Below are 12,558 nucleotides of genomic sequence, written 5' to 3'. Positions count from 1 at the left end.
TCAAAAAGTTAATTAACAGCATCAACCGATTTCAATTTACGAATAATTTGCTTAGCGGCTTGTTTATACATTTCATCTTCAATTAAATCTTGCTCGGTTGTTTTAGCAAGTGCTGCTGTTGGGTTATCAAAAAATGTACGGAAAATACGAACACTAATTGGGTATACCTTTTCACTCGCAACAATAACTTGAGCGTCAACATTTAAGACTAATTGATATTCCGCCGCCTTACCATCTTGGTAAATAGATATCGTACTACGATCAATGGACTCTCTTATAATATTTAAAGAGGGATAATTGTGTGATACATCATTGTTAGCTAATGTAACTTTATTATCCTTTAATAACTCTTTAATATTTCTTGAAAGCTGTCCATAAGGATCATAACTGATATAAGCCATTGTTTTAAATCGTGCTGGTATTTCAGTTTCATTTTGTAGATGAAAACCACACCCCGTCAGTGATACTGCTATTAGCATAAATAAGGCTATATATTTTTTCATAAGTATTACCACCCATGTTTGAATTTTAACAGTATCAACCAACAACAAGATTTAATAATTTACCTGGTACATAAATAACTTTACGAATAGTAACATCCGCTAAGTATTTTTGGATATTTGGTTCTTGTTTTGCTTGCGCCAATACCAAATCTTGATCAGCATCAGCAGGAACGGTAAACTTACCACGTACTTTACCATTAATTTGCACAACAATCAGTTTTTCATCTTCGACCATGGCTGACTCTTCAGCTATAGGCCATGTTGTATTATCAATTGTTTCACTATGACCTAAAGCTTGCCACATGACAAAACAAGCATGAGGCATCATTGGGTAAAGTAAACGAACAATCGCATTTAAAGCTTCATCCATAAGCGCATGGTCTTGTGCTGATTCTTGTGGTGCTTTTTGCAAACGATTCATAAACTCCATTACCGCAGCGATAGCAGTATTGAAGGTTTGACGACGACCAATATCATCACTGACCTTAGCAATTGTCTTATGTAATTCACGTCTTAATGCTTTTTGATCGGCATTTAAAGCATTAACGTCAAGTTTATCCACACTGCCTTTTTGTGCGTGTTCATAAACTAAACGCCAAACACGTTTTATAAAGCGATTGGCACCTTCAACGCCAGACTCTTGCCATTCAAGGGTCATCTCAGCCGGTGAGGCAAACATCATAAACAAACGTACAGTATCGGCGCCATATTTTTCGACCATTTCTTGCGGATCAATACCGTTATTTTTTGATTTAGACATTTTAGTCATACCGGCATGCACCAGCTCATTACCTTTGCTATCTACCGCTTTCACAATACGACCTTTTTCATCACGTTCGATTGTGACCTCAGTTGGCGATACCCAAATACGTTCATTGGTTGGGCTGGTATAATAAAACGCATCAGCTAACACCATACCTTGGCAAAGCAAACGCTTAGCCGGTTCATCTGATGATACTAGACCAAAATCACGCATTAACTTATGGAAGAATCTAAAATAAAGTAAATGCATAATGGCATGTTCAATACCTCCTACATATTGATCGACTGGCAACCAATAATTGGCAGCTTTTTCATCCAACATGCCTTTGTCATAATGTGGGCAAGTATAACGAGCATAATACCAAGATGATTCCATAAACGTATCAAAGGTATCCGTTTCACGCAATGCTGGTTGTCCATTTACCGTGGTTTTTGCCCAATTAGGATCGGCTTTAATTGGACTGGTAATACCGTTCATTTCAACATTTTCTGGTAAAATAACTGGCAGCTGATCTTCTGGTGTAGGAATTGTGGTGCCATCTTCAAGTGTCACCATTGGAATTGGTGCACCCCAATAACGTTGGCGAGAAACCCCCCAATCACGTAGGCGGTAATTAACTTTACGTTCACCAATACCTAACGCTATGAGTTTATCGGCAATAGCATTAAACGCTTGTTCAAAATCAAGGCCATTAAACTCACCCGAATTAAACAATATACCATGTTGAGTATACGCATTTTCGGAAAGATCCGGTGCATTGCCATCTTGATCTAAAATTACCGGTTTAATTGGCAAATTATATTTACTTGCAAACTCATAATCGCGTTCATCATGGCCAGGTACTGCCATTACTGCACCGGTTCCATATTCGATTAAAACAAAATTAGCAATCCAAACTGGAACTTTATCGCCTGTTAATGGATGAATAGCAAAAAATCCTGTCGCCATGCCTTTCTTTTCCATGGTCGCCATATCGGCTTCGGCAGTTTTAGTATTTTTGCATTCAGCAATAAATTCAGCAATTTTGGTGTTATTTTGGGCTGCTAATTGCGCTAGTGGGTGTTCTGCCGCAACAGACACAAAACTCACACCCATTAATGTATCTGGCCGCGTAGTATAAACTCGTAACTTATCAGCATAGTTTTCAACCGCAAAATCAAACTCTACACCTTCAGAGCGGCCAATCCAGTTACGTTGCATGGTTTTAACTTGTTCTGGCCAGTTTTCTAATGTATCTAAATCGTTAAGTAACTCTTCGGCATAATTAGTAATTTTAATAAACCATTGTGGGATCTCTTTGCGTTCAACGGGGGTATTACAGCGCCAACAGCAACCTTCAACCACCTGTTCATTAGCAAGGACGGTCTGATCGTTCGGACACCAGTTAACAGCGGATGTTTTTTTATAAACTAAACCTTTTTCAAATAGTTTAGTAAAAAACCACTGTTCCCATTTGTAGTATTCAGGACGGCAGGTTGTCACTTCGCGATCCCAATCATAACCAAACCCTAATAACTGTAGTTGCTTTTTCATGTAAGCAATATTTTCATAGGTCCATTTAGCCGGTGCAGTGTTATTTTTCACTGCCGCACCTTCTGCCGGTAAACCGAAAGCATCCCAACCAATAGGTTGTAAAACATTTTTGCCATTTAAACGTTGATAGCGTGAAATAGTATCACCGATAGTATAGTTTCGAACATGACCAAGGTGTAACCGCCCTGATGGGTAAGGTAACATTGATAAGCAGTAATACTTTTCTTTTGAGGGATCTTCGGTAACATGGAATGTTTTATTTTCTTGCCAATGTTGTTGAACTTTGGCTTCAATCTCATCGGGGCGATATTGTTCTTGCATGACGAATTAATGTCCTATCTATTATTGCTAATAAAAATAATTTGCTAATTGTATTGGTTATTGTCACGTTTTACAAACGATATGTGAATGTATGAATAGATTTATTAAAGGGGATAATTTAGGCAACTCATTAATAATGTTTAACAAACAGAGTAATTGCTAGCTGATAATCTTAGTGATGGGCGGGTAATTATCCCGCCTCTTACGGCTTTAGTTACCATTAAATACGCTGGTTAAGCGTGATAAAAATGAGCGCTGTTCTTCTTTAGGCATGTTTTCAAGATTTGCTTGTATAAGCGTATCGGTTTTTTGTGTTTCATTAGTCAAGCCTAGTTCATTATAGGCATCGCGCATTAACAGTAGACCTTGTTTAGTTGAATCCGTATCCGGAAATAACGCAATCATTTGGCTAACACGATTAATAACCGCAACATAAGCACCGCGCTGAGTATAATATTCCGCTATTTTAAGTTGGTATCTTGACAGTCTATTTTTCAAAAATACCAAACGTTTTTGTGCATCAGCGGCGTAAATACTGGTTGGAAAACTTGAAACCAGATAAGTAAAATCTTTAAAAGCAGCGGTAGCAAAGTCAGGATCTCGGTCTGAACGATCAACATTGAACCAACCTTGGATCATATTGTTGTCTTGAGCCATATTGGCTAAACCACGCATATAAATAACCCAATCGATATTAGGATGAGTCGGGTTTAATTTTAAAAATCGGTCAACCGACGCGATAACTAATGGGAAATTAGCAGATTTATAATAAGCATAAATTAAATCAAGTTGCACTTGTTGTGAATAAGGACCAAATGGATAATTTTTATCCATTGCCTCTAATATAGTGATACTGGATTTTATGTTACCACTTTCTAGCTCGGTTTGAGCTTTGTTGTGGAGTTCTAATTCTGATACATTTTCAACATCAGGCTTTGTTGTTGTGCAGCCAATTAACATGCCACTTAAAGCAATTGCTAACAAAGAGTGTAAACGTAGTTTCATTCAGTTCTCAATCCAAAATATAAATAAACATTAAAGTCTATGAATAGTATATAATACTCTAAAACATATCAGCTTAAAATAGATAAATTACATATGCTCGAGTTAAAATTATCAACAGAAATAGAACAAACACAACTCGGAATGCGTTTAGATCAAGCGTTATCCGAGCTTTTTCCTGATTATTCACGTTCAAGAATAAAAGAGTGGATTGTGAATAATAAAGTGACAGTCAACGGTATTATTGTTAATAAGCCTAAAGAAAAAGTATTAGGCGGCGAAAAAATTACCATTAGTGCAGAAATTGAGCAAGAAACATATCATCAACCTGAAAATATCAAATTGAATATTGTTTATGAAGATGATGATATTTTAGTTATTAATAAACCGCGTGATTTAGTTGTCCATCCTGGTGCGGGCAATCCTAATGGTACCGTATTAAATGCATTACTCTATCATTATCCAGAAATAGCACGAGTTCCGCGCGCCGGTATTGTCCATCGCTTAGATAAAGATACCACCGGTTTAATGGTCGTTGCCAAAACAATCATTGCACAAACACATTTAGTTGAATCGTTGCAATTACGTGAAATTACGCGGGAATATGAAGCCGTTGCCATGGGCATTATTACCGCAGGTGGGACGATTGATGAGCCGATTACACGTCATCCAACAAAACGAACACACATGGCGGTATTTCCAACGGGTAAACCCGCTGTTACTCACTATCGGGTAATGGAAAAATATCGGCTCCATACGCGCTTACGTTTAAGACTCGAGACGGGACGCACACACCAAATTCGTGTGCATATGGCTCATATTGCTCATCCACTAGTTGGTGATCCTCTATATGGTGGACGACCAAGACCACCAAAAGGTGCAAGCGAATCATTTATACAAACTTTACGCGATTTTGATAGACAAGCCTTACATGCTGCTATGTTACGGTTATTTCATCCTATTACTGGGGAGCAGATGGAATGGCATGCACCTATCCCAGAGGATATGGAAAAGTTAATTGTAGCGCTTCAAGACGATACCCAACAACATAAAGATGAATTAGATTGGTGAGGTGAGCATCATGATTAAATCGATTTCTCCTTATTGGCCAGCCCCGAAAAACATACGGGCATTTACCACCACTCGAAAGGGTGGGGTAAGCCTAGCGCCTTTTGAAAGTTTAAATTTGGGCAGTCGCACTGGTGATGATTTAGATCATGTTGCGGAAAATTGTCGGCGATTAATCAAAGCAGAACAGATTCCCAGTGAACCTTATTGGTTAAATCAAACGCATAGTACAGTTGCATTAGATATTACTGAAGTGGAATTGCAACCGGCTATCGGCATGATTGCTAATGATAGATTTGAAGCTGATGCGTCGTATACTCGGCAGGCTAAGCAGGTAAGCGTGGTGTTGACAGCTGATTGTATGCCAGTACTGTTTTGCTCGGTTAATGGCGATGAAGTTGCAGCGGCTCATGCTGGTTGGCGTGGACTTTGCAATGGAATTTTAGAACAAACTATTAAAAAGTTTTCATGTCCTAAAAATCAAATCCTCGCTTGGATGGGACCGGCTATTAGTGCAAAAAAATTCGAAGTAGGCGGTGAAGTGAAAGCACAATTTGAAGCAATTGATCCTCAAGCTGAACAGGCTTTTACATTGATTAACCAAACAGAACAAAAATACCTTGCTGACCTCTATTTAATCGCAAGACAAAGATTAACTGCCATGGGAATAAATAAGATTTTTGGTGGTAATTTCTGCACTTTTACTGAACAGGATTTATTCTTCTCTTATCGTCGTGAAAACAGAACCGGTAGAATGGCATCGATGATTTGGTTTGAAAATCCATAACCATCCCAGTTTTTCAAAAGCGGCAACATTCTGAAAAATTATAATAATAAGGTATTAACTAGATAGATGAAATTTGATAATCCTCAGCCAAAAACACGATAACAATTACAACAGAATTTCAAATCTGAAGATGTTTTTATGATTACCGAAAGCCCAATTGCTTTTAGCTTTTTTTAAACAAGATTGGCGATGAGCGTAAATTATTTGCCTTATAGGATGACGTTTAGGTGTGCTCATTAGCAGCAACCGTTTTAGCACATACAGCCAGGGCAAATCACACATTGGATAAAAAAATCGACAAAGTTTTAATAGAAAACTTGCTGACTCAGTCGTTAGTCGTTGCGTGCAAAATGCATTCGATGCTATCGAAATCTTTTGTAACAAAGTTTTTAATCAATACTGAAAATTCAAGCAATACTACATTTATTTCATTGAGTTAAATAATTTAAAAAAATAATTTATTCATCATTCGATATTCGCAAATTTATGGGTTTGAATACTAAGTAACCATTTATTTTCGCTACGCTGTTGATTTATTTTGCCGAGTAATTCAATGGTTTCAAACATGTTAAATTCACCATTGTTTTCACAAGGTGATAGATAGTAACGTTTGGCTTTGATATGTTTTTCAATATAGCGGCAAAAAGGTAAAAATTCAGGGTGGTTTTCTGCCACAATTCGCACTTCATCTGCGGTGGATTGAACAATTTTTTGATAGCGTGTTTGATAATAGAACTTCGGGCTTAAGGCAATATAATCGATTAATGAATCGACTTTACCTAAACCATTACTTTCAATTGCAATAAAATAATTAGCTTGCTTAAGTGGTGCTAACAATTCGGCTAATGCTTTTACCATTGTTGGTTCGCCACCAGTGATAATAATATTTTTACTTTGGTAACTTTTTACTTTAGCTAATATGTCCGCTAACGTGTATCGTGTAAATTGACGGAAATTGGTATCACACCACTGGCAATTTAAATTGCAACCAGCAAAGCGAATAAAAATAGCTGGCATGCCTGTATTATAACCTTCGCCCTGTAGAGATTCGAAGATTTCAACAATGCGAAACTCTGTCATTTTTCGCCCCGATGATATTCACAATAAGAAGTGGGTGTTTCCCATAATTTAATCATCGAAACGGGTAGGTACTGTGACAAACAATCAAAAATAAATTTACTCATTGCTTCGGCTGTCGTCCGACAAGGAAAAGCAAAAGTTTTTCGATTCATTTCGTGTAATAAAGCCGCGATGCGACACTCATTTTCATTGTTTTGATTATAAAGGTAAGCGTGATCGAGTGGATCAACAATATGTTGCGTGACTGTTGCCTTTAGATCTGCGTAATCCATCACCATATCAGCACTTGAACCATCGGCAATAAGGTTACCACTAATCTCAACCAATAATTTATAAGTATGGCCATGAAGGTTGTGACATTTTTTATTATGCCCATCTAACATATGACAAGCATCAAATTGAAACTCTTTAGCTATTTTAAACATGTTAAATCCTAGTTTTTTTTCGTGGGATGGGTTACGAACCACGGTTAGATAATCTAACAACATTGGGGAAGCTAATATAAAATATTCCTAGTGTTTTGTCATTTAAAATCATTATTTTGAATAAACATGGTAATGATTATATTTTTTATATTAGGTAAGTAACTTAAATAATATTAGCAATATAGATGCCCCAACATTTTGTTGGGCAATTTAAAATTAATTGCCAAATCTCGTCAAACTTTATAAAAAATAGCGCTAAATTATACTTGGGTTAAAATTAAAGCGCTCATACATCAGTACATAAAATTCTATTTTAGAATTGAGGTTAGCTTTATGTTGTCGTATCAATAATTGATGTATCGAACGATTGTGGTGTTTTGTCTATTTGGTTAATTGGCAAAGATGTATCAAGTCGCATAGATTTTAATCTCGCTTTGCTTAATGATGATTATTCCTTTCTATACATTTTGAATTATTTTATGATAGTAATAATTCATGAAAATTGATGCGGCTGTAATGGTACAGCTAATCAACAAATTTTAAGACCAAATCTAGCCAGCTAAACGAATAATATTAACGTTTATTACTCAATTTTTTTAGTGTTTTCTTAGCTCGCAACTGGCGGTGAATGAGGTTATTTTTATTCGAAAGTAATTTCATGATTTTTAACTTTTACTTTGATTTTAATCATATAAAAAAATTTTTTTGTAGCTCTTGAAATTTACTCTTCCACACTTATTTAGTGATCATGCAAATGGTTTAAATGTTTTATGCATTTATACCAAATTTATTGCTCAGGAGAGAATAATATGAGGTTAGATAAACTCACTAACAAGTTTCAACAAGCTTTAGCTGATGCACAATCATTAGCATTAGGTAAAGATAATCAATATATAGAGCCGGTACATGTGTTATCAGCAATGCTTAATCAGGAAGGTAGCAGTGTCAAACCATTATTGGCAGCAGCGGGAGCGAATGTTGCTGCTTTGCAACAAGAATTAACCCAAGCAATTGATCGATTGCCACAAGTACAAGGTGTGGGTGGTGAAGTATTGCCTTCACAAGAGTTTGTTCGTGTATTAAATCTTTGTGACAAATTAGCGCAAAAAAATGGCGATAGTTATATTTCGTCAGAACTGTTTATATTAGCTGCTTTAGAAGAAAAAGGCAGTTTAGGTGATATTCTTAAAAAATCCGGTGTTACAAAAGAGAGATTAAATCAGGCCGTCAGTCAAATAAGAGGAAGTGATAACGTGAACGATGCCAGTGCAGAAGATCAACGCGGCGCGTTGAAAAAATATACTATCGATTTAACCGAGCGTGCTGAACAAGGCAAACTCGATCCTGTAATTGGGCGCGATGAAGAAATCCGTCGTACAATTCAAGTATTACAGCGTCGTACTAAAAATAACCCGGTGTTAATCGGTGAACCTGGCGTGGGTAAAACCGCTATTGTCGAAGGACTTGCACAGCGCATTGTAAACCGTGAAGTACCTGAAGGTTTACGTAATAAACGTGTGTTATCTTTAGATATGGGCGCATTAATTGCGGGTGCGAAATACCGTGGTGAATTTGAAGAACGTTTAAAAGCCGTTTTAAAAGATTTAGCCAAAGAAGAAGGGCGCATCATTTTATTCATTGATGAAATTCATACCATGGTTGGTGCAGGTAAAAGCGATGGTGCAATGGATGCAGGTAATATGTTAAAACCAGCATTAGCCCGCGGTGAATTACATTGCGTTGGTGCGACTACCTTAGATGAGTATCGTCAATATATTGAAAAAGATCCCGCTTTAGAGCGTCGATTCCAAAAAGTCTACGTGGCTGAACCAACTGTTGAAGATACTATTGCTATATTGCGTGGTTTGAAAGAACGTTATGAATTGCATCACCATGTACAAATTACAGATCCAGCAATTGTGGCAGCAGCTACATTATCACATCGTTATATTTCCGATCGTATGCTTCCAGATAAAGCGATCGATTTAATTGATGAAGCTGCATCAAGTATTCGTATGCAAATGGATTCAAAACCGGAATCATTAGATCGACTTGAACGCCGTATTATTCAGCTTAAACTTGAGCAACAGGCGCTTAAGAAAGAGTCTGATGATGCAAGTAAAAAACGACTTGAGATGCTAAACGATGAACTTGCTGAGAAAGAAAAAGAGTATGCGTCACTTGAAGAAGAGTGGAAGTCAGAGAAGGCTGCTGTTTCGGGTACTCAGACAATCAAAGCTGAGTTGGAAAAAGCACGTACTGAAATAGAACAAGCGCGCCGAGCTGGTGATCTTAATAAAATGTCTGAGTTACAATACGGCAAGATCCCTGAACTGGAAAAGAAATTGGCATCGGCAACACAGCTAGAAGGCAAAACCATGAAGTTATTGCGTAATAAAGTTACCGATAATGAAATTGCTGAAGTGCTTTCTAAATCAACGGGTATTCCTGTTTCAAGGATGCTTGAAAGTGAGAAAGATAAATTACTGCATATGGAAGATGCACTACATAAACGCGTGATTGGTCAAGACGAAGCCGTTGTTGCGGTAGCGAATGCAATTCGTCGTAGCCGAGCAGGACTTTCTGACCCGAATAAACCAATTGGATCTTTTTTATTCTTAGGACCAACTGGGGTAGGTAAAACTGAGCTTTGTAAATCATTAGCTAACTTTATGTTTGATAGTGAAGATGCCATGGTCAGAATTGATATGTCCGAGTTTATGGAAAAACACTCTGTGGCACGTTTAATTGGCGCACCTCCGGGATATGTAGGATATGAAGAGGGCGGTTATTTGACCGAAGCGGTAAGACGTCGTCCTTATTCTGTCATTTTATTGGATGAAGTCGAAAAAGCGCATCCGGATGTCTTTAATATTTTATTACAAGTATTAGATGATGGACGCTTAACCGATGGGCAAGGACGCACTGTTGATTTCCGAAACACAGTGATTATTATGACATCTAACTTAGGTTCAGATTTGATACAAGGTCATGTTGAATTAAGTTATGACGAAATGAAAGCATTAGTAATGACTGTTGTAACAAAACACTTTAGACCAGAATTTATCAATCGTATTGATGAAACAGTGGTATTCCATCCACTTGGTCAAGAAAATATCAAAGCGATAGCTAGAATTCAATTGGCTAATGTGGAAAAACGTTTGGATGAACGCGGTTATCAATTGGATATCTCTGATGCAGCGTTAGAGCAACTTGCTAAAGTTGGTTTTGACCCAATTTATGGTGCAAGACCATTAAAACGTGCAATTCAACAAGAGATTGAAAACCCATTAGCACAACAAATCCTATCTGGTAAACTTGTGCCAGGTAAAACCATTCATTTGGATTTAGTGGGTGATAACATTGAAGCTAAACAATAATCAATTTTGATTATTGTTGAAAATAATACAATGTGAGCATATAAAAAGCCTGAGATTATTTTCAGGCTTTTTTATTTATCAATTAATCATTATTATTGAAAATTATTGAATTAAAGAGGACTGACTTGAAAAAATCTGAGGGTATATTCAGGCTCTTTTAATTTATCCTCTAAACTCATGCTTGATTCATCAATACAAGTATCACTATCTTTAAAAAAATTACCTGAGAACTTAACCTTCTGCCTTTTCTTTAAATTTGAAACTGTATCAAATAAACGGTGTAGCAGGTTTAATTAATGTCTTATGAAACGAATCTGAAAGGGTTTATTCTAAGTAGTAATATAAAAATTTTTTGCTATTTTAATTTTCAAAATGCCACGAATATTTGATTTAGAGGTAATAGATTATTGTTCCTATCGATGCTTTGATTGTTAAAAGGGTGACATTGATATACAGTTGTTCTGTTTTTTTCAATTAAAGCACTATTTTTTTGCCTATTATTATCCGTTTTGGGGGTTGATTAATAACCCCTAAACAAGCATTGATAAGCGCGGTTTGATTAACGGAATAGGGAAGTATCGATTCAGGATCTTTTCTATAATTAACTATTTTATTGGTTGTTGATGCTCGATGTTGATGCTTTTTATATGGCGGGTGATAATTGGATTTTCACTAACTTTTATGACATCCTTCGTAGTTTATTAATGCTCAGCATCTTAGTAATTAATCTTGAATTTATTAATCATTTTGTAAAAGACTTGTTTGAGTGTGTTTTGATAAAGCTCAAAGCAAAAGTGTTATTTAATCTTGCTAAATCCATCACAAAGCATCATACTAAATCATATTGATAAAATCTTTATTATTAGCATGAAAGGAAAAATATATGATTAAATTAATTATCAGTGATTTAGACGGGACTTTTTTAAACGAACAAGGTGATTATGATCGCCAACTGTTTGCTAAAGTGTATAAGCAAATGGCAAATGAGAATGTCCATTTTGTTGCGTGTACAGGTAAACAGTGTGAGCGGGTCGAGGAACTCTTTGGCGATTATAGTCAACATATTTGGATCGTTGGCGACAGTGCTACAGCGATTAAATTTAATGGAGAATTTGTCTATCGTTCCTTTTTAGCCAATGATTTAGGACAACGTATTATCAAAACATTGGAACAAGCCAGCACCGATCATGTCATCATTGCCTGTACAGCAAAAGGGGCAGTGATTCGATCGGATTTACCAGCAAGATTAAAACAAAAAGTTCGTGGTTCTTATGCTTCCATTATTGAAGTTGATGAACTGAGTTCAATTTCTGATGATTTTATTAAAATCACGGTCTATGATGAAACAGGTCAATGCCCTCAAACGCGTATGCATTTAACCCCTTATGAGGATAATGTCTATATTGTTGTATCAGAAGCAAATTGGATTGATATTACCGATTATGATGCACATAAAGGTACAGCTATCAAGAAATTACAACAAATGCTTAATGTAACTGCACACGAAACTATGGCATTCGGTGATGGTTATAACGATATTGAATTGTTAGAACAAGCGGAATATAGTTTTGCCATGCGTAATGCATTTGAAGAAACGAAAGCAAAGGCAAATTTTATAACGGGCTATAATACTGACAGTGCCGTTCTAAAAACAATTCAATTGCTATTAAATCTACAAGCAAAATAGCTAAAAAAG

The 12,558-nt window shown here is 36.5% G+C and carries 8 protein-coding genes, 1 pseudogene and 1 riboswitch; of the genes and pseudogenes, 4 read left to right on the top strand and 5 right to left on the bottom strand.

Going from position 1 to position 12,558, the window contains the following annotated elements:
- Positions 1-8: 8 nt before the first annotated feature.
- The 3 genes and pseudogenes from lptE to bamD all read right to left on the bottom strand — a co-directional run.
- Entirely contained in the window at positions 9-503 is a 495-nt protein-coding gene (gene lptE / locus J3U63_RS00550) for an LPS assembly lipoprotein LptE (protein WP_267370179.1), read from the bottom strand.
- A gap of 34 nt (positions 504-537) precedes the next feature.
- Complete coding sequence (gene leuS, locus J3U63_RS00545; RefSeq protein ID WP_267333072.1) at positions 538-3,120, bottom strand: leucine--tRNA ligase; 2,583 nt, start codon at positions 3,118-3,120, stop codon at positions 538-540.
- Positions 3,121-3,402: 282 nt separating this feature from the next.
- Positions 3,403-4,125: pseudogene (bamD, locus tag J3U63_RS00540) on the bottom strand (outer membrane protein assembly factor BamD); the annotation flags it as partial.
- A 93-nt stretch (positions 4,126-4,218) separates the two neighbouring features.
- On the opposite strand from bamD, the gene rluD reads away from it, so the two are divergent.
- Together rluD and pgeF are read left to right on the top strand one after the other, a co-directional pair.
- Entirely contained in the window at positions 4,219-5,193 is a 975-nt protein-coding gene (rluD, locus tag J3U63_RS00535) for a 23S rRNA pseudouridine(1911/1915/1917) synthase RluD (RefSeq protein WP_267347947.1), read from the top strand.
- 13 nt (positions 5,194-5,206) lie between these two features.
- Positions 5,207-5,977, top strand: a complete 771-nt coding sequence (gene pgeF / locus J3U63_RS00530) for a peptidoglycan editing factor PgeF (protein ID WP_416379558.1) — start codon at positions 5,207-5,209, stop codon at positions 5,975-5,977.
- A 465-nt stretch (positions 5,978-6,442) separates the two neighbouring features.
- Here the strand turns inward: pgeF and J3U63_RS00525 are convergent, their stop codons facing one another.
- Both J3U63_RS00525 and queD read right to left on the bottom strand, forming a co-directional pair.
- Positions 6,443-7,057: a 7-carboxy-7-deazaguanine synthase QueE gene (locus tag J3U63_RS00525; RefSeq protein ID WP_267370178.1), complete on the bottom strand. Its 615-nt coding sequence runs from the start codon at positions 7,055-7,057 to the stop codon at positions 6,443-6,445.
- Positions 7,054-7,482 (bottom strand): 6-carboxytetrahydropterin synthase QueD, encoded by a 429-nt coding sequence (gene queD / locus J3U63_RS00520; protein WP_267333068.1) that lies wholly within the window; start codon positions 7,480-7,482, stop codon positions 7,054-7,056. Before queD ends, J3U63_RS00525 begins: the two co-directional genes overlap by 4 nt.
- Before the next feature lie 2 nt (positions 7,483-7,484).
- Positions 7,485-7,530: riboswitch (PreQ1 riboswitch) on the bottom strand.
- A gap of 761 nt (positions 7,531-8,291) precedes the next feature.
- Between queD and clpB the strand changes: the two genes are divergently transcribed.
- Together clpB and J3U63_RS00510 are read left to right on the top strand one after the other, a co-directional pair.
- Positions 8,292-10,862, top strand: coding sequence for an ATP-dependent chaperone ClpB (gene clpB, locus J3U63_RS00515; RefSeq protein WP_267370177.1), 2,571 nt, complete (start codon positions 8,292-8,294; stop codon positions 10,860-10,862).
- Between the two features lie 883 nt (positions 10,863-11,745).
- A complete protein-coding gene (locus tag J3U63_RS00510; RefSeq protein ID WP_267370175.1) occupies positions 11,746-12,549 on the top strand; it encodes a Cof-type HAD-IIB family hydrolase in 804 nt (267 codons plus the stop codon).
- Positions 12,550-12,558: the final 9 nt, after the last annotated feature.

Origin of the sequence: Gilliamella sp. B2838, from assembly GCF_026536185.1 — a bacterium.
Classification (GTDB): Bacteria; Pseudomonadota; Gammaproteobacteria; order Enterobacterales; family Orbaceae; genus Gilliamella.
This window is presented reverse-complemented; position numbering and strand designations above follow the sequence as displayed.

Excerpts from the sequence above, each read along its gene's own strand:
- J3U63_RS00510 (WP_267370175.1), top strand. The coding sequence starts at position 11,746 with ATGATTAAATTAATTATCAGTGATTTAGACGGGACTTTTTTAAACGAA.
- rluD (WP_267347947.1), top strand. The coding sequence starts at position 4,219 with ATGCTCGAGTTAAAATTATCAACAGAAATAGAACAAACACAACTCGGA.
- leuS (WP_267333072.1), bottom strand. The coding sequence starts at position 3,120 with ATGCAAGAACAATATCGCCCCGATGAGATTGAAGCCAAAGTTCAACAA.
- lptE (WP_267370179.1), bottom strand. The coding sequence starts at position 503 with ATGAAAAAATATATAGCCTTATTTATGCTAATAGCAGTATCACTGACG.
- queD (WP_267333068.1), bottom strand. The coding sequence starts at position 7,482 with ATGTTTAAAATAGCTAAAGAGTTTCAATTTGATGCTTGTCATATGTTA.
- J3U63_RS00525 (WP_267370178.1), bottom strand. The coding sequence starts at position 7,057 with ATGACAGAGTTTCGCATTGTTGAAATCTTCGAATCTCTACAGGGCGAA.
- clpB (WP_267370177.1), top strand. The coding sequence starts at position 8,292 with ATGAGGTTAGATAAACTCACTAACAAGTTTCAACAAGCTTTAGCTGAT.